At 38.7% G+C, this 19,608-nt stretch carries 29 protein-coding genes; 3 read left to right on the plus strand and 26 right to left on the minus strand.

What is annotated here, in order from left to right:
- Positions 1 to 329: 329 nt before the first annotated feature.
- From AC1Z3T_RS14885 to AC1Z3T_RS14895, 3 genes are read right to left on the minus strand one after another with little or no spacing between them, the layout of a single operon-like run.
- The gene (locus AC1Z3T_RS14885; RefSeq protein WP_483396733.1) at positions 330 to 464 is read right to left on the minus strand and encodes a hypothetical protein; all 135 of its coding nucleotides are present in this window, start codon (positions 462 to 464) and stop codon (positions 330 to 332) included.
- Positions 461 to 676 carry a hypothetical protein gene (locus AC1Z3T_RS14890; RefSeq protein WP_483396734.1) on the minus strand — a complete coding sequence of 72 codons (216 nt, stop codon included), beginning with the start codon at positions 674 to 676 and terminating at the stop codon, positions 461 to 463. Before AC1Z3T_RS14890 ends, AC1Z3T_RS14885 begins: the two co-directional genes overlap by 4 nt.
- Positions 654 to 896 carry an ogr/Delta-like zinc finger family protein gene (locus tag AC1Z3T_RS14895; RefSeq protein ID WP_414435478.1) on the minus strand — a complete coding sequence of 81 codons (243 nt, stop codon included), beginning with the start codon at positions 894 to 896 and terminating at the stop codon, positions 654 to 656. The genes AC1Z3T_RS14890 and AC1Z3T_RS14895 overlap by 23 nt, the downstream gene beginning before the upstream one ends.
- A 147-nt stretch (positions 897 to 1,043) precedes the next feature.
- On the opposite strand from AC1Z3T_RS14895, the gene AC1Z3T_RS14900 reads away from it, so the two are divergent.
- Genes AC1Z3T_RS14900 through AC1Z3T_RS14910 form a run of 3 tightly spaced genes read left to right on the plus strand, consistent with a single transcriptional unit; the run spans position 1,044 to position 2,223 of the window.
- The gene (locus AC1Z3T_RS14900) at positions 1,044 to 1,232 is read left to right on the plus strand and encodes a Com family DNA-binding transcriptional regulator (RefSeq protein ID WP_414435424.1); all 189 of its coding nucleotides are present in this window, start codon (positions 1,044 to 1,046) and stop codon (positions 1,230 to 1,232) included.
- On the plus strand, positions 1,195 to 2,001 hold the full coding sequence (locus AC1Z3T_RS14905; RefSeq protein WP_483396735.1) for a DNA adenine methylase: 807 nt from the start codon (positions 1,195 to 1,197) through the stop codon (positions 1,999 to 2,001). The genes AC1Z3T_RS14900 and AC1Z3T_RS14905 overlap by 38 nt, the downstream gene beginning before the upstream one ends.
- A gap of 33 nt (positions 2,002 to 2,034) precedes the next feature.
- Positions 2,035 to 2,223 (plus strand): hypothetical protein, encoded by a 189-nt coding sequence (locus AC1Z3T_RS14910; RefSeq protein WP_414435426.1) that lies wholly within the window; start codon positions 2,035 to 2,037, stop codon positions 2,221 to 2,223.
- On the opposite strand, the gene AC1Z3T_RS14915 is transcribed toward AC1Z3T_RS14910, so the two are convergent.
- The 23 genes from AC1Z3T_RS14915 to gpM all read right to left on the minus strand — a co-directional run bounded on the left by AC1Z3T_RS14915 (position 2,217) and on the right by gpM (position 19,607).
- A complete protein-coding gene (locus tag AC1Z3T_RS14915; protein ID WP_483396736.1) occupies positions 2,217 to 3,488 on the minus strand; it encodes a contractile injection system protein, VgrG/Pvc8 family in 1,272 nt (423 codons plus the stop codon). The genes AC1Z3T_RS14910 and AC1Z3T_RS14915 overlap by 7 nt on opposite strands.
- The gene (locus tag AC1Z3T_RS14920; RefSeq protein ID WP_483396737.1) at positions 3,488 to 3,913 is read right to left on the minus strand and encodes a phage tail protein; all 426 of its coding nucleotides are present in this window, start codon (positions 3,911 to 3,913) and stop codon (positions 3,488 to 3,490) included. The genes AC1Z3T_RS14915 and AC1Z3T_RS14920 overlap by 1 nt, the downstream gene beginning before the upstream one ends.
- 5 nt (positions 3,914 to 3,918) lie before the next feature.
- Positions 3,919 to 6,789, minus strand: coding sequence for a phage tail tape measure protein (locus AC1Z3T_RS14925; protein WP_483396738.1), 2,871 nt, complete (start codon positions 6,787 to 6,789; stop codon positions 3,919 to 3,921).
- Positions 6,782 to 6,943, minus strand: a complete 162-nt coding sequence (locus tag AC1Z3T_RS14930) for a GpE family phage tail protein (protein ID WP_414435479.1) — start codon at positions 6,941 to 6,943, stop codon at positions 6,782 to 6,784. The genes AC1Z3T_RS14925 and AC1Z3T_RS14930 overlap by 8 nt, the downstream gene beginning before the upstream one ends.
- The gene (locus AC1Z3T_RS14935; protein ID WP_414435430.1) at positions 6,910 to 7,269 is read right to left on the minus strand and encodes a phage tail assembly protein; all 360 of its coding nucleotides are present in this window, start codon (positions 7,267 to 7,269) and stop codon (positions 6,910 to 6,912) included. Before AC1Z3T_RS14935 ends, AC1Z3T_RS14930 begins: the two co-directional genes overlap by 34 nt.
- Positions 7,270 to 7,340: 71 nt before the next feature.
- On the minus strand, positions 7,341 to 7,856 hold the full coding sequence (locus AC1Z3T_RS14940; RefSeq protein WP_414435431.1) for a phage major tail tube protein: 516 nt from the start codon (positions 7,854 to 7,856) through the stop codon (positions 7,341 to 7,343).
- 14 nt (positions 7,857 to 7,870) lie between these two features.
- Positions 7,871 to 9,040 carry a phage tail sheath protein gene (locus tag AC1Z3T_RS14945; RefSeq protein ID WP_483396739.1) on the minus strand — a complete coding sequence of 390 codons (1,170 nt, stop codon included), beginning with the start codon at positions 9,038 to 9,040 and terminating at the stop codon, positions 7,871 to 7,873.
- 111 nt (positions 9,041 to 9,151) lie between these two features.
- Positions 9,152 to 9,781, minus strand: coding sequence for a hypothetical protein (locus AC1Z3T_RS14950; protein ID WP_483396740.1), 630 nt, complete (start codon positions 9,779 to 9,781; stop codon positions 9,152 to 9,154).
- A gap of 2 nt (positions 9,782 to 9,783) precedes the next feature.
- On the minus strand, positions 9,784 to 12,624 hold the full coding sequence (locus AC1Z3T_RS14955) for a phage tail-collar fiber domain-containing protein (protein ID WP_483396741.1): 2,841 nt from the start codon (positions 12,622 to 12,624) through the stop codon (positions 9,784 to 9,786).
- A gap of 2 nt (positions 12,625 to 12,626) precedes the next feature.
- Entirely contained in the window at positions 12,627 to 13,157 is a 531-nt protein-coding gene (locus AC1Z3T_RS14960; protein WP_414435435.1) for a phage tail protein I, read from the minus strand.
- The gene (locus tag AC1Z3T_RS14965) at positions 13,154 to 14,071 is read right to left on the minus strand and encodes a baseplate assembly protein (RefSeq protein ID WP_483396742.1); all 918 of its coding nucleotides are present in this window, start codon (positions 14,069 to 14,071) and stop codon (positions 13,154 to 13,156) included. Before AC1Z3T_RS14965 ends, AC1Z3T_RS14960 begins: the two co-directional genes overlap by 4 nt.
- Positions 14,068 to 14,412, minus strand: coding sequence for a GPW/gp25 family protein (locus AC1Z3T_RS14970; RefSeq protein ID WP_200004415.1), 345 nt, complete (start codon positions 14,410 to 14,412; stop codon positions 14,068 to 14,070). Before AC1Z3T_RS14970 ends, AC1Z3T_RS14965 begins: the two co-directional genes overlap by 4 nt.
- Positions 14,409 to 15,038: a phage baseplate assembly protein V gene (locus AC1Z3T_RS14975; RefSeq protein WP_483396743.1), complete on the minus strand. Its 630-nt coding sequence runs from the start codon at positions 15,036 to 15,038 to the stop codon at positions 14,409 to 14,411. Before AC1Z3T_RS14975 ends, AC1Z3T_RS14970 begins: the two co-directional genes overlap by 4 nt.
- Before the next feature lie 75 nt (positions 15,039 to 15,113).
- The gene (locus AC1Z3T_RS14980; RefSeq protein WP_483396744.1) at positions 15,114 to 15,563 is read right to left on the minus strand and encodes a phage virion morphogenesis protein; all 450 of its coding nucleotides are present in this window, start codon (positions 15,561 to 15,563) and stop codon (positions 15,114 to 15,116) included.
- Entirely contained in the window at positions 15,563 to 16,066 is a 504-nt protein-coding gene (locus tag AC1Z3T_RS14985) for a phage tail protein (RefSeq protein WP_483396746.1), read from the minus strand. Before AC1Z3T_RS14985 ends, AC1Z3T_RS14980 begins: the two co-directional genes overlap by 1 nt.
- A complete protein-coding gene (lysC, locus tag AC1Z3T_RS14990; RefSeq protein WP_483396748.1) occupies positions 16,063 to 16,305 on the minus strand; it encodes an Rz1-like lysis system protein LysC in 243 nt (80 codons plus the stop codon). Before lysC ends, AC1Z3T_RS14985 begins: the two co-directional genes overlap by 4 nt.
- Positions 16,187 to 16,600: a hypothetical protein gene (locus tag AC1Z3T_RS14995; RefSeq protein ID WP_483396749.1), complete on the minus strand. Its 414-nt coding sequence runs from the start codon at positions 16,598 to 16,600 to the stop codon at positions 16,187 to 16,189. The genes lysC and AC1Z3T_RS14995 overlap by 119 nt, the downstream gene beginning before the upstream one ends.
- Positions 16,597 to 17,430 carry an N-acetylmuramidase domain-containing protein gene (locus tag AC1Z3T_RS15000; RefSeq protein ID WP_483396750.1) on the minus strand — a complete coding sequence of 278 codons (834 nt, stop codon included), beginning with the start codon at positions 17,428 to 17,430 and terminating at the stop codon, positions 16,597 to 16,599. The genes AC1Z3T_RS14995 and AC1Z3T_RS15000 overlap by 4 nt, the downstream gene beginning before the upstream one ends.
- Positions 17,427 to 17,699, minus strand: a complete 273-nt coding sequence (locus AC1Z3T_RS15005) for a phage holin family protein (protein ID WP_414435443.1) — start codon at positions 17,697 to 17,699, stop codon at positions 17,427 to 17,429. Before AC1Z3T_RS15005 ends, AC1Z3T_RS15000 begins: the two co-directional genes overlap by 4 nt.
- Positions 17,696 to 18,049 carry a putative holin gene (locus AC1Z3T_RS15010; RefSeq protein ID WP_414435444.1) on the minus strand — a complete coding sequence of 118 codons (354 nt, stop codon included), beginning with the start codon at positions 18,047 to 18,049 and terminating at the stop codon, positions 17,696 to 17,698. Before AC1Z3T_RS15010 ends, AC1Z3T_RS15005 begins: the two co-directional genes overlap by 4 nt.
- Before the next feature lie 5 nt (positions 18,050 to 18,054).
- Positions 18,055 to 18,267, minus strand: a complete 213-nt coding sequence (locus tag AC1Z3T_RS15015) for a tail protein X (RefSeq protein WP_414435445.1) — start codon at positions 18,265 to 18,267, stop codon at positions 18,055 to 18,057.
- Positions 18,264 to 18,713 carry a head completion/stabilization protein gene (locus AC1Z3T_RS15020; RefSeq protein WP_414435446.1) on the minus strand — a complete coding sequence of 150 codons (450 nt, stop codon included), beginning with the start codon at positions 18,711 to 18,713 and terminating at the stop codon, positions 18,264 to 18,266. The genes AC1Z3T_RS15015 and AC1Z3T_RS15020 overlap by 4 nt, the downstream gene beginning before the upstream one ends.
- A gap of 117 nt (positions 18,714 to 18,830) precedes the next feature.
- A complete protein-coding gene (gpM, locus tag AC1Z3T_RS15025; RefSeq protein WP_414435447.1) occupies positions 18,831 to 19,607 on the minus strand; it encodes a phage terminase small subunit in 777 nt (258 codons plus the stop codon).
- Position 19,608 lies beyond the last annotated feature (1 nt).

Below are 19,608 nucleotides of genomic sequence, written 5' to 3' on the forward strand. Positions count from 1 at the left end.
AACTTCAATAGGTGTCGATCGACAGCTTTCTTCATTTGATGATGCTGTCATCTGTTGTAATAATTGTTGTTGAAGATAAAGGTCATTTGAATCTGAAATAATAGATCTATTTGTATTGTAAGATCGGGTTGTTGATGAACTTGTTTGGCGTGGTTTTACTGGGCATTGATGATGAGAAAAAAACCAGTAACGTTTTCCACATATTTTACATAGCGCCATAATCGTTTCCTTACAAAAGTCTTGAAAGTAAAAAAATCAAAATAAATGTTCCACAAATCATAGAAACTGCTTGATCAGACATCTTTATGTCTCCTTTGAAAAGTCATGAATTATTTGCCATAAATGGTCAAAATAACTGCTAAAGTCATACAACCGAGAAATAGCAATAATGAAATCAGCCCTCCCAAGTCTTTAGATGGAAAAAGCAAAGCAATAGCTGCAACAAAAATTAAAAAACTTTTCATTTATTTGCCTTATCTTTTAAATATGTTGATATGGAATCTAATTGTTCCGATAGAAATAAAAATAAAATGGTTTGACTAAAACTCAAGAGACTGCCAATCCAAACAACTTCTTTAGAATAGCCAGCTTTCAATCCAGATATAATTGTTATGGTAGAAAGGAACATAGCTATCATTGCAAAACCAGTTAACTTAAATATTTTTTTTAAAATCATGATGATTCCTTTTAGGTTTAATTATTTTTACTGAAGGTAGACTGATTTCAGGATTTTCTAAGGCTGGCGGTGATATTTGGTATTTAATTTCAAGGTGGGCTTGACAGGTAAAACCGCAAAGTACATCACGACACTGAAAATAAATAACTTTAAAAAGTGGATGTTGTTGTTTACTTGACCGAATCATCAACGTGTTTGCCTCACAATGGGGACAAATCATTTTTAGTTTAATTGTGTCCTGTACTCCAGCCACGACAAACCTCAAAGCACAAATAATAATATCATTATAGATAATTCGGTGAAATATTTGTTCTTTTTATCGAATTTTTATAATATTTGCTTGGTTTTTCTGATGTAGAAAAATTTAATGCAAAATCTGAAATGTAAATGCTGTTTTAAGCTATTAGCCAAAACGAGCAAATTTAATCAAATCGAGATTAAATGTCCACGCTGTAAAACGTTAAATAACTTCCAGAGCACCTCGAGTGCCTTACCTATTATCGAAACAGGTAAGATCGATGAGCAACACTTCTGTAATTCCACAATACAATCCTAAGGGTCATAGCTTTTCAGGCTGGCTTGGGGGGAAATCTCAACTTGCACGTACTATTATTGACCTCATGCCTGAACATAAAACTTATGTTGAAGTGTTCGGAGGGGCTGGCTGGGTACTGTTTAAAAAGACTGAATCACCAGTAGAAATCATTAACGATATTAATGACGATCTGATTAATCTGTATAGAATCCTGAAATACCACTTTGAAGCATTTTTAACTGAATTTGAAAATACTTTGTTCTCTCGAACTGTATTTAATGAAATGAAAAAGAATGATCGGGGCTTAACTGATATTCAACGAGCAGCCAAGTTTTATTATATGCTTCGGGCTTCTTTCGGTTGTCAGTTAGACGGTTCTTTTAGCTATAGCCGTGACCGAAAAGCAAGATTAAAACTTGGAGAAGATCTGCGCCAACATCTGCAATCGATTCATACCCGGTTGCAGAATGTCGTAATTGAAAATGCAAGTTATGATTATATGCTGAAGCGTGTAGATGGTCCTGATACTTTGTTTTATTTAGATCCACCATATTGGGATTGTGAGAATGTATATGGGAAAGGAATCTGGTCAAAACAGGATTTTTATGACTTAAAAAATGCGCTGGATAAAATTCAGGGAAAATTTATTTTAAGTTTGAATGATACTCCAGAGATCCGAGCATTGTTTAAAGACTATAAAATTCAACATAAAAAAATTCGTTGGTCAGTCAACAATAAATCTGCACATGAAGATCATAACGGTAATGAACTCATTATCACCAATTTTTAAGCTACAATAATCCCTCAAATGAGGGATTATTTTATGGTTGATGAAAATCTAAAAAAAGGCTGGATTCGAATCAGTAAAGCCGATAGCCAAATGATCGATCTGTATTGTCTAATGGATAACAAAGGAAAAGTAGTCAAAGTCTTTGATTGGGACGGCAACGAAATTAAATTGAATGCCGAAGCCAGAAGCGTTTTCTATAATAACCAATATTGGTCCTATTGAGAGTCATCTTTATCCTTTTCCGCTTGCATGGCTTTGTACTCTCGTATGGCTGCAGTCGTAGCGGTTTGCTTATTTTTATAGAGATAAGTTAAGCGCTTTGGTATTGTTTGATCACCTTGCGTAATTTTTCCTGTATTTTTACCATCCTGATAATACGCCAAGATGCCTGTGTAACTTCCTGAATCTTCATCGATAAGTTCTGAAAGATCATCTGAGTCGGGTAAATAAACTTCAAGTTCGAGATCGGTCGTATAGCCATTGTCTGAAGACAGGGTGTGAACAACTCGTGTCCCTAACCAAACTATATCGTCGATTTCGGATTTTAAGCCAATGAACTGCATTTGCATTTCAGGAATTAATTCAGGTTTGCCATAGGCGAGTTTATAACTGAATGTTGCTGACTTGGATTTGATGCGATTGTATTCAGCTTGGGCAATACGTTTTGCGGATTTTTCATCTCTTTGGATATTACGAAGTTCTCGAGTGTTTTCATCTGACATGCCGATGGTGACTTTTTGGCGTTTGGCTTTGTCGTTGTCATAATAATAAACCGTTACTCCACTGACCTCATCTGCCCCGTCTGTATCCGCCCAACGATGAGAATCTCCCATTGCCCGTGTAATAAAAAACATGGGGAGATCCAGTCCAGTGATTGTTTTGCCCTCGCCCTTAGGCATAAACAATAAATGTCCATTTTTTACGGTCGCAATAGCATCGTGTTCGTCGGCAATACGGGTGATTAAGTTTGCATCTGATTCGTTTTGGTCTATATGCGCCAGTGTGATCTGCCCGAGTTGATCATTGATCATGGCTTTCAGTTGATGTTCTGTTGCTACTGTATTGATAATATCTGCAATGGTTTTGTTGTCAAAACTGCGTTCTTTTTTCTTTTTAAATGTTGCTTTGAGATCTGCAGCCTCACCCCGAATTGTAAGTACATCGGGAACCCCTGAGTATTCACGTTCTTTGACTTTATATTTGCCCTTGTAGACCAAGCCTTGATTGCTCCAACCGATAGAAACATCAAGTTCGGCACCTTTAGGTGGGATCATTAAAGTTCCGTCATGATCTGACAGTTCAATTTCGACTGAATCTGATTCTATGCCCCGATTATCGGTAATATTGAGCCGAATTAACCTGGTCTGAATTTTCTCACTGATATCCAAACCGTTGACCAAAATTTTAAAGATGGCATGAGGATAATTGTCATCCAATTGTCCCGATACATTTGAAATTGTGTTCTTCGCCAAGCTTGTCAAAGACATTATAAAAATCTCCCTGCGACAGTCCCAACAACATTAGAAATAATGCTTCCAGCCGACTTGGTTTTCTTTAAAGTTAAACTGAACTCAATTTTTCGGGGGGTACCATTTCTATAAAAATATGTCTGCGTTTCACTCAAGCTATCGATTACCCATGAGCCATAGATTTTCCCGTTGCCTGCAATCAATGGAAAGGATTTGCCTGTATCCCCCATCAAGCGTAAAGCGGTTAATGAGATTTGAGATCCAAACTCGGGAACTATTGAACCGTCAAGTGTAAGCACATCTTCGCCTTTGCCTGTGAACTGATAAGCTGGCATATCACCGACTCGATTGTTCGATGCATGATTCCAACTATTATTGCGTTGCAAGCTTTGATATGTGGCTGTTGGTATAGAGAATACAAACATGCCTAAAATCATCATCATATTTTTTAATCCTGGTCACGGTAGTTTGAACGAATACGGGTGGCTTTCTCCCGATCACGACGATCAAGTACGTTTTCAATCATGCTCTGGATCTGGCGAATATCTTGTCCTGGTGCAACATTAAAATTCATGGTGATCGTATCGCCTTGAACTACTACGCTTCCAGAACTTGATCCAGCCAGCATTGGTGCTGACTTAATTTTTCCAAGTGCTGGGGCGACATCAACTTTTTGTAATAACTCGGCATCGGGTTTAAATATGCTGACGACATCGGCAAACTTGGCTTTTAGGTTTGGAAATGCTCGATCTAAGCCGACATTTAAGCCAGACATGATATGACCGCCCAAGCCTGCCATTACACGGCTTGGGGAATGGATATCCATTGTTTTTCGCATAAAGTCGGGCATCCAACCATTAATCGTAGCCCAAAGCGATTTTAGTTTTTCAAAGCCTGCCTGAATCCCTTTAACCAAGCCATCAATGATCATGCTACCAAAGCCTGTAAACTTGGCAGGCAACTCTATTCCGAACCAAGATAAGACTTTTGCAAATGCTTTATAAAATAATCCTAAAGGCGACCAATTATTGATTATTGAATTTAAGATATTAATACCATTTGAAAAGGCATTTTTTACTTCACTCATTCGCCCAGAAAACCACTGACCAATTGGGGCAAAAATAGCTGAAATATGTGTCCATACACTACTAAAAAAGGCTTTGATCGGTTCCCAATTGGCAATAATTAAACGTGGGATACCAATAATCGGAACAAGTAAGTTTAAAATCGGGTTTTCTGCAAAGGTTTGATCGATGCTTTGAATAATGCCTTTTATAAATGAAACACCTGTGTTAAATGCATTTTTTACACCATTCCAAAGATTGATAAAAAACGCTTTAATCGGTCCCCAATTTTTATAAATGAAATATGCTGCCAATCCAATTACTGTTACTAATCGACCAATCGGGGTCATAGAAAGTGCTCGACCTACCCATAGGAAAACACGACCGACCCCAAATACTGCAGTTCTTAATATTCCGAATACAGACGGTAATTTACTGAATACTTTTGAGAATACTGTCGTTGTTCCACTCAATGTCCCCATGATTAAACGCATACTAAGTAAGCCTAATATCAGTGGGGAAAAGATAGCCAAAGCACCACCGATGGCGACCAGGCTAACCGCTATTACAATTAACCCTGTACCTAGCATTTTTGCCAAGGTTGGATTGCGTTCCATCCAACCTGTAAACGTCGCCAATGCACCTGTTGCCATTTCAATGGCTTTGGTATAAATCGGTAAAATGGTTTGTCCAAAGCGTAAATATGCATCATGAAGTTTGGCTTTTGCTTCGAGTTCTTTACCTGTCGTGGTTCCCTTTGCCCGATCGCTTAATTGATCAATGTTTTCAGCACCAGCATTTAATTTAGCATTTTTATGGATCTGGTCACGTTGCTGATACATTTGGGCAAATAAGTTTGATGCAGTTCGGTTAGAAAAAATGCTCCCGATTGCATCGATGACATCACCCTCTTTGGTAATGCCTTTAGCATTTAAAGCAGGAACTAAAACCTGTTCCATCCAAGCGAATTGATCTTTTTTAAACAGATCTGCGCCTTTAATTGCCCCAATATCTAGATATGATAAATCACCTGTTTTATTGTGTTTAACCTTTGTTGGATCTCCAATCAATCCAAACTTATCCAAATTCCCCATTGCTCGTTGCGTTGTTCGACCTTGGTACAAGTTTTGATAAGCAGACATCATGGCGGTACCGACACGGAATCCCCCCATTTCTTGAACAAGCGGTTCCATCTTGTAGTAAAAGGCTTTGTTGTCCATGCCTTTGGCTGCGATACCGCCTGTTTTAATCACATTGAGCCATTCTTCAGCTTGAACACGTCCACCTGTTGCGGTAATCACCTGTTGAATAATATTGGCTTGTTCTTTAAAAGCAGAATCGCTTTTTAAGCCGTTACGCATTTCAATGACTTTGAGCATGTCCATGAATTTTTTTTCATTTTCTGCCCCTGCTTCGTTTCCGTACATGGCTTCATTGGCAAATTTCATTTTCGCCAACATCGGTGCAACCATTTTTGCGTGATGGACATCTGCGAATGCAGTAACACCATCTAAGACCAGATTCATATTGTCTAGAGTTGATGTACCAAAGGTTTTCATCGCTTTAGCATATTTTGTTGCTTCTTTTGTTGCTTCTTTGCCTAGACCTAAAGAACCAATTTTGTTTTGAGCAATATCCATGCTCTTATTTTCTTCGATCGGTTTGCGCATGGAATAAGCAATTCCTGCCCCTGTAGCCACTGCCCCGACCCCATACATGCTGGCTGTTCTTAGTTGCCCTGCATGACGTTGATAGTTTTGCTGGAGTTGAGCCATCCTTTTAAGCCGTTGCTCTTGCTCACGCATGGACTGATTGGCTTGATTGAGTCGTGTTCGTAATCTTTGCTGATGTTCTGCAAGCCGATTGGTAGAAAGCCCTGAATTGTTCATTTCTGTACGCATACGTTGCAGTTCGATGCGGTTGCGTTCGTATTCCTGTTTTAACTTTTTGGCTTTGGCTGTTGCTTTATCAAATTCCCTGGTCAAGTCTGCAGATGGATTTGCTTTCATCTGTTGACGTAAATTTTTGATATGGTTTTGTAGATCCTGCATTGATTTTGCTTGATCTTGAACAGCCTTCTTTTGCTTTTGGTAGCCGTCTATTTTTTTCTGTTGATCATTTAATGCTTTAATTTCGTTTCTCGTTTTTTTTAAAGCATTACTGGCAGCATTACTGCTACCAATAATCATTTTAAGTGCAGGGCTTAATGTATTTTTAGCCCCGAAAATCACTTCTAATTTTAACTTATTACTCATCATCCGCCCCATTCCGCTCAATGGCTTTCTGGTGCCATTCCATCAATTCACTGAGTGACATATCTGTAAACGCCTGCGGTTGCCAGTGAAAAACAACCGCAATATTGGCGATGGCATCTTCTATTGTTGGAGTGCAATTTCCGCACGTACTGATTTCGTCTGCAAAAAACCAATGATGACCGCCCCCATCTGAATGATGTCGACAGGATCCACAAGCGTATCGAGTTGTTGTTTAGTTAATGTTGGGTTGGTTGTACACAAAGGTAATAAAGTACAAATGGAGTTGACATCACCATTCAAGATGTCTGCAATACGCACTTTTCGCAAAGCAGGCACACTCGGTTTACGCACTTCAACCGAAGTGATTTCTGTATTGCCAACTTTGAATGGAGAGTCTAGCTCTACAACTTCCATATCAGGCTGGATGGCTTGTAAGTTTTGAATCTGTTCAGAAGTTTGTTCTGTTTTTTGAGTTTGCATAGCAAATTCCTTAAATAAATTTGATGTAAAAAAACCTCCTGCAGTACGAAACTACAGAAGGGTAGGAAAAACTAAATACCTATGTTTTTACGATGCTCGGCAAGCATGTCGACACCCTTCACTTTTTCAATCATGTTCGGAATATCGATTTCGATGTATTCCTGGCCATCGATGGTGATTTTTAAATATGACCAGATGGTTTTGATTGAAAGTTCAGTGTCATCGCCTGCTTTGGCGTTACCAAGATCAATTTCCTCATGACGTCCACGCACTACGATTTCGAGTGCAGTGGTTTCACCTGTATCGTCACGTTGATAAGATCCAGCAAAACGCAAACCTAATGCGCTCACTGTTGCAGCACCATATTGACCAATGACCAATGGATCGATACCGCCAAGCTTCCAAGCGAATTCGATCATGTCATCTGACAGACCAGCATCCCACTTGATGTTTCCACTCATGCCACCGCCTCGCCAGTCCTCAAACTTACGACCGAGCTTTGGCAAAGTCACTTCACCTGTTTCACCAAGATACGAATTACCTTCGTTAAACAGGTTCATCTTTTTTAATTTTTTAGGTAAAGCCATGATATATGTCCTGTTTATGAAGTCATACGAGAGGCAAATTCAGTTAAGTATTTGTCCGTGATACGTTGACGAAGCGTTAAATCTTCAAGCGGTGGAACTGGGCAATAATCATAATCCAGTCTTAATTGACCATTTTTCAAAGTCTCTTTACTGTTTGCGTCTGGATCGAACCAGCACTCAGCGTCAATGATGTAACCTTGAGTTTTTAGATCTCGGAATTTGGCATTAATCCCCTCAACAATATCCTTGGCCAAAGTCGGATGAAGTGGTTTGTCGACTGCCCACATGTGCCCCTCTGCCATCGTGTCTGAGATCACTTGAGCGGTACGTGTATAGTTTTCAAACTGGAATAATGGATCTTCCGAACATGTACGAGAACCCCATAGACGGTATCCGTCACGTTGAATCAATGTGGTGATTTCATTGGAGTTGAGATAGCCAGCATCGGTGTCCATACTTTGTAGTTCCCAAGACACATCTTTTGAAATGCCTGTGACGCCATTGACTGGAACATTTGATATTGTTTTGTGCCAACCGATATCATTATCAATTTTTGCTCGTAAGCCTAAAGCCCGTGCTGTAGCTTCAAATGTGGTTGTGTTTGATGTTGCTGTGTCCCAGCCTAAGAAATCAGGATAAATCAGCATCGTTTCACGAGAACCAATTGAATCTCGATACGCTGCAGCTTCTTCTTTGGTTTCAGAGCCATAGGCTGACAAGTAGTTAAAGGCTTTAAGCTTAGGTGCAAGTGCACCGAATGCCGTCGCAACTTCAGGAAAATCGAGTCCTGGTGCACCTAAAATTCGTGGTTTAACTTTTAAGTGTTGTTCAGCAGTGAGTAAGGCTTTCATGCCTGTATATTTGCCGTTGACTTGCCCACCAATTACAGCCGTTTTTTGTTCAGCTTCTTCGGTTTTTTGAGCAACTCGAACAACAACAACGACAGCTTTGGTTTGGTCAACAATGGCTTGTAATGAGCGTGCCAGTGTACCTTTTTCGCCTGCTTTTTCGATTGAACCTTGTATGTCTGTAATCAGTACAGCCGTATCTAGTGGAAAAACTAAAGGATCTGCATCTTCAGCTGTGGCAATCATACCAATGACAGAAGTTGATACAGTCCGAATTGGACGTGAGCCGTTGTTTATTTCTAAAACTCGGACTCCATGAAAATAATCTGTAGCCATATAAAAAGCCTGTGATCTGTTGTTTTGTATTCAGATCACAGGCTTACAAATTGTGTGTTATACCGCTATTTTTTGCCGTTGTAGTGGTGATGTTTACAACTTAATTAAGCACTAAAAAGTTAAAGCTTGTTTCCATAGCTCATTAATTTTCTTGTCATCTAATTCCAATATATCTGCCATAACTTTTAAGCTTGTGCTTGTTCTCTCGAAGATTTGAGCATCTTCCCATTCAATCTGGATTATTTGTCGTTGCTTTAAATCATCGATACTTTTGATTTTTTCCTCAATATATGAGAGATCAAAGTCATTTTGAACTAATGCTAAACGGAACTGCCTTCTTGTTAAAGGCGGTAATATAGCTATTTCGTCACTGATAATTTTTTCTTCTGTTCGTTGGTCTACCCAAGTATTATCTGACCATGTTTCATAAATTGAGTTAGGTTTAAGCAATGTAAACCCATCTTTAATATCACCCACATAATCGATTTTGACTTCACTTTGATCAATAATGTTGTAAGCGGTCATATTGCGATAATCATTTACAATAGACCATTTTTGGGCACTTAAATCAAAAACTGCAATTTTAGACTTAGGGATTTTCGGCGGTTTAATGTCCGTGCTATTTGCAGCAAGCCCAGTATCTTTTAACCATTTATATTCAAATGAACCACAAAAAATCATATCTGAATCATAAGAATAGACTGTAACGACTTGATCTTTTTCTGAAAACTTAATACTCATAATTAAATCGCTCTAACAATATAATTGAATGCAATGTTACGTGGTCGAATTTCGTTTGCTACTGGAACTTGGCGCGAAGCATCTAATCCGTAAACTGTTTGTCTAAATCGTGAACCTTCTTGACCATCATTACTTTTATAAGATTCATAAAAAACGCCACTACTATAATCATTAGCACCGCCACCCACAGTGCCTGTAATATTACGCATAGCATCACCTTGCCAAGTTCTTAAACCACGACCTGCATCCACACCTCGCCCAGCATCCCAACCACGAATAAACTCACCGCGCATGTCAGGTAAATAAGCCCCATAGACTGAATAAAGAATTGGATAACTGGATTGAGAAATTGCTTGCCCCATCATTGCGATGTAACCTGTAGGAATGGCATCTCCAGCAAATGGAATGGGAGAAACTTCAGCAACATGGCTGTCGAGGACTCGCCAAGGCGTAAATGCACCTTTCCCACCCCAACTTTGACGCACCGCTACAGATCCATTCAGGCTGTCATTATGTGAATAATAAGTTTGATGGATTGTATTTCCTGAAACTCTTACTTCTAAAATGCCATATGGATAAAGACCTAAAATATTCACATCTGCAACTAGATAAAAACCATCACTGATCGCATCATTAATACTTGATGTATTTACATTACCTAAATAACGCATAGGTGCTGTAATATTAATATCGCCCGTACCATCAAAAAGTACATTATTGATATTTCTTGCATTTTGTAACTTATTTGCTGATGGTGCTATTCCTTCAGTATTTCCCGTTCCTCCATTTTGGACCAAAAGTGGAACAATGCCTTGAGGAGAGTAACACCCCCAAGCTTCACCATGTAAATATAAATACCGACCTGAAATTCCGTGAAAAATATTCAATTCATTACTTGAACTATAAAAGCCTTTTGCAGTTTGAATTAGACCTTTAGAATAAATCCCAAACTCAGGTATTTTGTCTGCATCTGAATAGTTATTTGAAGCAAGTAAACCACCAGTTAATAATCTTTTAGCAGTATTTTCATCATTTGAAGTAAACCAAAAGTCACCTTCACATCTAAACTTTTGTGCATATATTTGCCCAGTAACTTGAATATCACCATTAAACTTACTGGTTCCTTTAAATATCTGGTCTTCGGTAAATGCTATTTCTTTCCAAGATGTCCACCATCCATTATAAAACCGTCTAATGAAAGTGCGATTTGTGCTGTATTCAGTAAATGTTTGCTTTGTACCTGCATGGCGCTCAACAAAGAGTGAAAAAGCATATGGTGTGGGTAAATTTAACATAGTTATAGCTTCAGCATCTGCATCACACCAATACAGTCCTGGCTCTTGATAATTATTTAAATCACCACTGGATATTTTTGTTGATTTTGACAATTTAGTATCAAATAAGGTTTTGCCTTGTGCTGCAGTGAGTGCTTCAGTTGTAGACGTACTGGTTAGTGTATTGTTTAGTTGTACAGCTCCTTGCGTTGTCGTTGACGCTGAAGGCAAAATTCTATTGCCGGCACTTGTAATTCGCCCTTTTTGATCAACAGTGAAAACGGGAATTTGTAATGAGTTCGCTCCATAAGTCCCGGCACTGGTATTTGCCACTGCCAATACCATATTGATAGTTACATTAGATGTTCCATCAAAATAAGTTGTACCATTTGCATCGCCTGCAATCGTGATATTTCTGGCAATCTGTAATTTAGAAGCAGTAGCTGCATTTCCAGTTATATTTGAATCTGTATATGCAAGTTCTTTTTTTATTAGGTTATCTACACTACCATTCTGACGCACTACGCAATTTATAATTTTTGTCTTACCAGTCAGTACATCACAAGCAATCATGAATGTACCACCTTCAGAAAAAGATGATACTAGTCCTGTTGAATACTGAGTAAAAAACTTTCCTGCGCCATTATCAAAAAATGCTTTCGATTTTCCTGAAAAATGTTTAACAAAGTCTTGATCATTTGTGTAGGCTGTCAATTCTGTTTGTAATTGTTTTGCCTCTGCAACCAATGGTTGTGGATCTAGTTCACTATAGATCTTGTACCAAGGTGTCCATCCACCAGTATATTGAGAACGAATATATTGAAGTGTACCAGCATCTTTATAAGTCGTTAAACGCTGAATACAGCCAGCAGTTATTTCTACATTCAAAGAAAAAGCTAACTTTGTTGGGCTATTTTTTATCGTTTCTGCAGTAAGATTATAATCGACTAAATAACTTCCTTGAGCTTGGTAATCATTTAAATCAGCATTTTCAGGAATTTTAATAGCCCGATTAAGTTTATTCTCCTCTAAATATTTCCCTTGTTTTGCAGATAAAGGCTTATTAAAGGCATCTGTAGTCAGATTATCTACAATCTCGGCACGTTTAATATAGTTTTCTTCCACCCAAGCCTGAGTAGCATAAATCAATGATTGATCTAAAGTGATCGCTACAACATTGCCATCTCGAATATCAAGGGTGAATTTTAAGCGATATTCTGAAACGCCAGATGGATCTGCAACTTTTTCAAATGGGGCATGCGAACCGTGTGAAATTAATTTTCCATCTGCAATGACCCCCATTTCACGAATCCAAAACCCTCCAATATTTGAGGGAATAATGGTTTCTACAACTATCCAGTTACCTACTGTTGGATGACGTTCATACTTTGTGACCGCTTGCCGATGTACTTCTTTCACTAGAGTTGATCGAGTTTTGGATGGTGTTGGTACTGCACCATTACCATCACCAAAGGCAATGTGGGTGATATTTAATTTAGTATTGGTTGCAATCGCTTTTGCAATTTCTGCATCACCTATCGTTGTGGTGACATTATAGTATTCTGCCATTATTAATTTCTCGGAAGACTTGAATAAGTAAGTGCGGTTTGGTGTACAAGCGTATTCGTTACAATCAACACAGGATTCGATGTAATCGTTAAATTCGCTAAATGGCGCGAGGCTGACTTTGCATCATTGACAAGACGTCTAACTTCATAAAACACTTCTGAACTGAGACTTTTACCAATCAGGTCCAGTTCTAAATTGAATGTTCCTGGTCTAAGATTTGGCGTTGTCTTAAACCATTCAATTAATTTGACTTCATAGCCGAATGGCTCAAGTGCTCGACGAATCGATGTCGCTGTGCCTTTAATTTTGTGCTGTTCTTTGGCATTTTTAATTACTGTACGTTTTAAACTGTCTTGCCAATTGTCATCCCAATAATCAACGGACCTTTGCCATGCAATAAATGGAAGAAATTGCGGAGGAACGTGATCAATATCTTTGATGATACGAATTGATTGAATGTCAAAAGCTTTTTTATTGACTTCAGCTAGATTTCTTTCAAGTTGAGTCGCATTTGGTGGAAGTAATGATTTCATTCTGTACCTCCTATGCTGATATTGACGGAATTGCAATAAGCATGGTGCCAAGTGTCAATTTCAATATCTGCAGTGGGTTGATCGATGATGACTCGACTTATCCCATCGACATGCAATGCAGCATAAATTGCGGATAATCGAATGCTTGATCCATTCTTTTTGACTTGTTCAATGTATTTATTAATCCGAATGTTGGCTGCTTCAAGCATCAAAGAATCTTCAGCATTTTTCCCCATAAACAGTCTGGCTACAATTTGAAATGGGGTGGCTATTGAAGATTTAACAATGGGACGATCACATACAGGACGTACATGTTCAGGATCTAAAGCTTTTTGAACAATATTAATTAACTCGACTGAAGCTTCAGCGTTAAAGCTATCAATCTGTGAAATGATGATGTCCAGCAAATATGGATTTTCTTCAGGTGAATAAACTTTAACACCATAAACACGCCCATCTGAAGACAACGAAAAGAATCGATATGCGTTTGCAGATCCAGCGGTATTCATTGCTTCAAATGACAATAAACAACGTTCTCTAAGTCGTTCATCTGATTCATAAACCGCAGGCAATGGCGGTACGACAGTATTGTTTGCAGGGGTAACAATTAAGCGAATTAAGCCGTATTCAGTCAGTGCTAAATGGTCTAAATCTGCGCCTGTTGCATAAGCCAATAATAATGAACGAGCATCCTCATTACATTTGGCTTTGTAATTGAGTTCTAGAGTCGTATTTTCTTGTAAGAGTTTGACGACTGGATCTGATTCACGGCTAAGAATTAACCGCCATTTCTCCTGGTCTTTTTCTTCATACAAAGCGATGAAATTTTCTTTGCGTTGATTGAACAGCTTTTCATAATCAAGATCGTTAATCAGCTTTGGTTCAGGAAGCTGTGAAAAGTCAACAACACTCATGCTATAGCTCCGAGATAGAACGGTACTTTGAAATTCATTGGATTTCCTGTACTTAAATAAATGGCTGAAATGTCCATCATCAAATTCCCCTCGCCAATTTCTACAGCTTGGATTTGATTGATTTCTATACGATCTTCCCAACGTGTAAATGCGCTATAGAGTGTGCTGTAACACTTTAAAATCAGGACTTCATTCAAAGGGTGATCGATCAAATCGGCTAAACTGGTACCGTACTCTCGACGATGGGTTCGAGATCCGATCGGGGTTGTAGCAATGTCTTCAAGCGACTGCTCTATATGTTGTTGTTCTGTCAAAGTTGAAGCGTCATAACGTGACATCATGGAATTGGCACTCCTGAAGTATCGCCACCAGATTTGACACCCGATGTTTTGTGTTGTTTTAAACTGATATTCCCTGCTTTGACGTCTGCATCTGTACTGAATTCACCTGTTGAATGGCTGCTGCCTTGCACCAATTGGCTACCGCCAACGGTATTATTTCCAGTCATTGCGGTACTACCATTGACTTGAACATTGCCATTTATGGTTGTATTTGCATTGATGGTTAATCCACCTAGTGCAGTGATCACGGCAGTTCCATTGGCTGGTAAAATGACATCTAAAGCATGATTTTTGGTGTCATAAGAAATTGAACAACCATCTGCAAATAATCGAATATTTTTATTGAGATCTTTGGAAATTACGGGATGTGTAAGATTATTTAAGCCACCCAAAACAAAACCGATTTCAAGCACACCGCACGGACTAAAAATAATGACTTCTTCACCAATTGATGGAGGATCCCATGTTTTGTCATCCCCTGCCCTTAAATTGACATAGCGAAGCTGACCCGTTGTGATCTCGCCAGTTTCGACGGTCACAGTCAGGTAAGGTTCAGACGGATTTATAGTCTTGATGGTTCCCAAACGAATCAGGTTTTCAAGACGTCGTAAGATATCTGCATTCATGTCTGCAATCGTGTTGCAGTCATTTGTTTATTTCATGCTTTTGCTGTTGTAGTGGTTATGTTTACAACTCGATTTTTATTTTTTTGAGATGTAGTTGAGCACTTCATTTTCAATCATGTTGATTTCTTCGGGGGTAAAACCTAAAAGTTCACGACGGGCATACTGGACTGTCGGACCATCTTTATCGACTTTACCTCTTAAACCAAAATGGTGAATTTTCGCAATAAATGCCACTCGACCTGTAAAGCCTATAGCGATCCCCTCGGGTGTACGTTCAATACGCATATATTTTGCATTTTTGATGGCATTAAACATTTTATTTTTGATTTTATTTTTCTTGTCCCGGAGACGGAATTTTCGAGGAATATAAGCAGATCCGTCCGGGTTTGTTTGTTTGGTAATTCTTGTTTTTTGAGTTGTTCTAAGTTTTCGGGCAATATCCATTTCAAGCTTACGACGTTCAGCTTCACTGAGTTGATTCAGCATCACGTTTAAATGATCCGTTAAAGCTTGAAGTTCTGCCATTAGAAATATCTCTCTTCAGGTTCTGCCGACATCCATTCAGCCAGTACTTCACCAGTTTTATGATCGATCATTTTATACGGCTGTGGTGGTGTGGCTTTGTCGTATTGTGGCTCATCTGGAAATGTTACTTTCAAATTACCGTCGTCTTGGCGCTTTACAATCACACGCTCGGTTAAAGTAAATGTGAGTGATAAATCGACTGTGTTGTTGTCTAAAATCACCGTTTCAAATTTAAATGCGTCTTCGCTTTTTTCTAAATTTGCTAAAAGTTCATGTTGATTGAATCGAATCCAATCTAGCAAAGGAATCATGACAGCATCCAATTCGCCTGCAAATTCAGTCAAAATAAAATTTAAATCATATACATACTCAAATGACAGTCCGTTTGCCAAGGTACAACGAATATTGCCCTTATCTGTAAAAATAAGCATACGATCAGGATCACGTTGTAATTCTTTTACAGCATTGATCATGTGTGTTTTTAGACTGTCAGGTTTTTTCATAATTGATCCTGCTGAATCTTGATGACCGCATCGACTTGGGCTGCACATAATGAACGTGCAAGCTCAGTCTGCTCCAAAGCAAAAACCAAGTCTTGATTGATGTTGATGATAAAAATTGGTTTAAGGCATGGTGTAAGCATTGGATAAAGTTGCTGAAGTTGTTGTTTTGGGGCTGTTGAACATGCCACGAACAGCATTAGGCACAGGCTGACTAGCCCAAATTTTACTGGTTTCATCATTTGAAAAAATCTCTTTAAGTATGACTTGGCGTTGTCCTGCGCTTGTTTGTATTTCGCTTTGTACTTTCTGTAAATCTGCGATCGCTTGGTTTTGTTTCAACACTTGAGTGCGGATATTTTCAATGTTTTGGTTTTGCGTTTGCAGCTGCTCTTGTTTTTGTATAAGTTGCTGTTCTAGCTGACCGATTTTTTGCTGAATATGGTTGTAATACTGAAAGGCAAAATATAAACAGATCAGCACAAGCAAAGTCAAAATAGGCTTCGCAAAGGGTTTAAGTAAATTCAAAATATTCATGCGCTTTTTTGAACTCCATATATCGGTTCTAGGTGTGCACGCTCTTTGATGAACTTCGCTTCATAACCCAACTTTTTATATGCTGGACCGTTATACAAGCGAAAAACGGTGTCCCAATCTTCTTTTTGTAGTGCTGCCAATAAGCCTTTTTTGGTTTCAATGAATTGGATGAATGCTTCTAACTGTAAGGTTTCAGATGTTTGCATTTGTTCAACAAAATCAAAGACAGATTTATAGCCTAGATCCTGCCAATTTTCGCCCATGATTTGAAATTGTCCCCAAGAACAAGACATCAAGGCGGATTCTTCATGGATATTTTTAGCAAGTGAGAGACGAGTATATTCGGCTTCTTTACCTTTGTATCCACCAGTAACCGTATTGACTAGATTCGGAAAAAGTCTCATTTGTTCATTGGCAAATGCTTTACCTTTGAACTTGACCAGGTACGCATACATTTTATGGCGTTCAAATAAAATTTTTGCTTTTCCATTTGGCAAGAACCCTACACCTTGAGATTCTGTTGCACCAAAAGCACGAATATTAAGTTCAGGAACATTGAGACGCTGTGCTGCTTTTATATAGTCAGAACCCTTTAAGAATTTATCTGTGTTCCCACCTTGTAAGGCAATCCGTGTTTTGTCACCGACTTTGCCATCATCGACAAGTCCAGTTTTTTTCTGAAACTGCATGACCGCATATTCTGTGTTATTACCAAAATCACCGTCAGGGTTCAAAGGCTTTCCATTTAGACCTTTATAGCCTAATCTGATTAATTGCTTCTGTATTGTGATGACAACATCACCCTTTGCACCAAATTTTATAATTGTCATGATGTACTCCAGATCAGTTTTGCTACATTGCCTTTACTTTTCCAAATCAGAACAGCAAGCAGAACTGAAAATATGGCATCCCAAAGTGTCACAGGATCTTTAAAAAATAGAATATGAACACTTTGTCCTAAAAATGCCCCTATCAGAATTGTCGCCAAGATTGAATAACCTTGGCGATGTCTTAGTCCTGTTGCATCAAAGCAGATGATTCTAAATCCGCAAATGAGATAAGCAATCAAAGCTATGATTTGAAAGAATAGTTCAATCATGATGACCCTCCACCACGAAAAATTTTGTTTAGAATGTCAGATAGGCTTGATTGATCTACCCAGACAATAATCTTCAAAATAATGGGTAATGAGAAAATCGAAGCAATCATGCCTGCAGTTGCATCATTTGAAATAAATGTACGTGATGTAACTTCTGGAGAAAGCAAGTAGCCAATGCCTGTTGCTAAAAGCATGGTGACTAAGCGTTGCATCGGCTTTAAATCTTTTCTTGTTGTTGCGAATAATGCTGCACCAAAAACAGCACCCAACAGCGCATTACCATTTACAAAAGGTAAAAGGGAAAATACTGCGCCAAAGGTCACTGCTGTTGTTGCTGTAGGTTCTGCCATTTGTTTTAGTCCCATAAATTAATGGTTTGTTTGGTTTGTGTTGGCGTTTCAATTTCAGGCAGAATGACTTGAGTTCCCATAGGGAGAAATACTCCAAGTGCTGCAAGTTTGGGATTTGCTTCTAAAACCAATTCAACAACACCAGAACTACGTCCGTATTCACGCCAGCATATTGAATCAATGGTGTCGTTTTGAATTGCGATGATGGTTTTGGTCATATCAGCTCCACAATCGTATGGTTTTCACCTAATAATTGCTGGATCGCCCATTGTTTGTTTCGACGATAGTCATCCACAGTCAACTCGGCTTTTTCTGCTTTATTCGCACCCGAATTCGAACTGTCATAGTTGCGATAATTTTCATTAACCTTTGCAGACACACCATTCGAAACTGCAGACAAATACAGGTAATCGGTATCAGGTTCATCATTGATAAACGTTGTTGCTAAATCAGCAAGTGAAGACGCTTTTTCTTTTAAACGACTCAATAGGCGATTTACATCGATGACTTCTTCAATGATGATTTGTTGAAGACGTTGATCTGTAACTGCCCCATCGATGCGCACAATCTCTCGGATTTGATCAAGCTCAATAATCGGATAAAACGAGTCACTTTCGATTTTGATTCCGCTTTTTGATGAATTGCCATTAGCTACAAATCCCATGCTGTCCCCTGCCGTGTTTTCTTTGAATATTTAGTGCATGGGTGGGAACACTGGCTTTAATGTGTATTACTTTGTAATGACATCACCATTGTTCGCCCATGCGGTGCGTGGGCACTCTTATGTTGGAGATTGCTCTCCAGCATTCTGTTCTGTGTTGGTTTCGGTTTTAGGTAATCGATCTGCAAATTTGTCTAACAGTTTATTAATCGATTTTAGATCTCCTAAACCGCCACATTTTTCGTCAAGGTCATAAGCAAAAGTTAAATAAGCCTGCGCAGATTGCGCTAAAACTAAATCTGCATCACTTGGATCATCTGGACTTAGAATTGATTTGCTTTGTGCTTTACCTAAAGCAACATAAAGTTTTGCTTTGGCTTGGTTGGGCATATCCAAAACGTTAGGATCTAAATCAGGATTTAGAATCAATTGTTCAACTTGTTCTAATACTGAAGTATCGACCGAGACATTGGTTTTGAGCTGTTTAAGAAATACTTCTGAAATAGTTTCGACAACATAGGTTGCTGTATTACGTTTAAATGCGTCAGGCATAAGCATGTTATGACGCAATGCAAATTCAGCCATTTCTAATGCTTTGCTATAGTCACCTACATCGATACACCAAACGAGAATGGTCATAAAGATTTCATCTTGATTGGATTTATCTGCTTCAAGAATTCCATCGATATAAGGTAAATAGTTCGGTAACAAAGCAGATTTAAGGACGATCTTGCCAGCATTTGCTTGTATTTGTTTGAGTCGTTGGCGGTCATTGTTCAATTGAACCATCTGTAACTCAAAAGCGGTCATATTTTGCATTTCACCAAAAGCAGCTGCTGTTTCTGCAGCTGCTTTTGCACAATGCTTTTGATAATGTTCTCGAGCAAAGTTTTTCATG

The organism is Acinetobacter sp. B-6, assembly GCF_056930735.1.

Coding starts and splice junctions, on each gene's coding strand:
- AC1Z3T_RS14960 (WP_414435435.1), bottom strand. CDS start 13,157: ATGAAATCATTACTTCCACCAAATGCGACTCAACTTGAAAGAAATCTA.
- AC1Z3T_RS14950 (WP_483396740.1), bottom strand. CDS start 9,781: ATGAGTATTAAGTTTTCAGAAAAAGATCAAGTCGTTACAGTCTATTCT.
- AC1Z3T_RS14935 (WP_414435430.1), bottom strand. CDS start 7,269: ATGCAAACTCAAAAAACAGAACAAACTTCTGAACAGATTCAAAACTTA.
- AC1Z3T_RS14970 (WP_200004415.1), bottom strand. CDS start 14,412: ATGATGTCACGTTATGACGCTTCAACTTTGACAGAACAACAACATATA.
- AC1Z3T_RS14995 (WP_483396749.1), bottom strand. CDS start 16,600: ATGAATATTTTGAATTTACTTAAACCCTTTGCGAAGCCTATTTTGACT.
- AC1Z3T_RS15005 (WP_414435443.1), bottom strand. CDS start 17,699: ATGATTGAACTATTCTTTCAAATCATAGCTTTGATTGCTTATCTCATT.
- AC1Z3T_RS14920 (WP_483396737.1), bottom strand. CDS start 3,913: ATGATGATGATTTTAGGCATGTTTGTATTCTCTATACCAACAGCCACA.
- AC1Z3T_RS14940 (WP_414435431.1), bottom strand. CDS start 7,856: ATGGCTTTACCTAAAAAATTAAAAAAGATGAACCTGTTTAACGAAGGT.
- AC1Z3T_RS14895 (WP_414435478.1), bottom strand. CDS start 896: ATGATTTGTCCCCATTGTGAGGCAAACACGTTGATGATTCGGTCAAGT.
- AC1Z3T_RS14980 (WP_483396744.1), bottom strand. CDS start 15,563: ATGGCAGAACTTCAAGCTTTAACGGATCATTTAAACGTGATGCTGAAT.
- AC1Z3T_RS14955 (WP_483396741.1), bottom strand. CDS start 12,624: ATGGCAGAATACTATAATGTCACCACAACGATAGGTGATGCAGAAATT.
- AC1Z3T_RS14945 (WP_483396739.1), bottom strand. CDS start 9,040: ATGGCTACAGATTATTTTCATGGAGTCCGAGTTTTAGAAATAAACAAC.
- AC1Z3T_RS14985 (WP_483396746.1), bottom strand. CDS start 16,066: ATGAAAAAACCTGACAGTCTAAAAACACACATGATCAATGCTGTAAAA.
- AC1Z3T_RS14905 (WP_483396735.1), top strand. CDS start 1,195: ATGAGCAACACTTCTGTAATTCCACAATACAATCCTAAGGGTCATAGC.
- AC1Z3T_RS14915 (WP_483396736.1), bottom strand. CDS start 3,488: ATGTCTTTGACAAGCTTGGCGAAGAACACAATTTCAAATGTATCGGGA.
- gpM (WP_414435447.1), bottom strand. CDS start 19,607: ATGAAAAACTTTGCTCGAGAACATTATCAAAAGCATTGTGCAAAAGCA.
- AC1Z3T_RS15010 (WP_414435444.1), bottom strand. CDS start 18,049: ATGGCAGAACCTACAGCAACAACAGCAGTGACCTTTGGCGCAGTATTT.
- lysC (WP_483396748.1), bottom strand. CDS start 16,305: ATGATGAAACCAGTAAAATTTGGGCTAGTCAGCCTGTGCCTAATGCTG.
- AC1Z3T_RS15020 (WP_414435446.1), bottom strand. CDS start 18,713: ATGGGATTTGTAGCTAATGGCAATTCATCAAAAAGCGGAATCAAAATC.
- AC1Z3T_RS14910 (WP_414435426.1), top strand. CDS start 2,035: ATGGTTGATGAAAATCTAAAAAAAGGCTGGATTCGAATCAGTAAAGCC.
- AC1Z3T_RS14885 (WP_483396733.1), bottom strand. CDS start 464: ATGAAAAGTTTTTTAATTTTTGTTGCAGCTATTGCTTTGCTTTTTCCA.
- AC1Z3T_RS14890 (WP_483396734.1), bottom strand. CDS start 676: ATGATTTTAAAAAAAATATTTAAGTTAACTGGTTTTGCAATGATAGCT.
- AC1Z3T_RS14965 (WP_483396742.1), bottom strand. CDS start 14,071: ATGAGTGTTGTTGACTTTTCACAGCTTCCTGAACCAAAGCTGATTAAC.
- AC1Z3T_RS15000 (WP_483396750.1), bottom strand. CDS start 17,430: ATGACAATTATAAAATTTGGTGCAAAGGGTGATGTTGTCATCACAATA.
- AC1Z3T_RS14900 (WP_414435424.1), top strand. CDS start 1,044: ATGCAAAATCTGAAATGTAAATGCTGTTTTAAGCTATTAGCCAAAACG.
- AC1Z3T_RS14925 (WP_483396738.1), bottom strand. CDS start 6,789: ATGAGTAATAAGTTAAAATTAGAAGTGATTTTCGGGGCTAAAAATACA.
- AC1Z3T_RS14975 (WP_483396743.1), bottom strand. CDS start 15,038: ATGAATGCAGATATCTTACGACGTCTTGAAAACCTGATTCGTTTGGGA.
- AC1Z3T_RS15015 (WP_414435445.1), bottom strand. CDS start 18,267: ATGACCAAAACCATCATCGCAATTCAAAACGACACCATTGATTCAATA.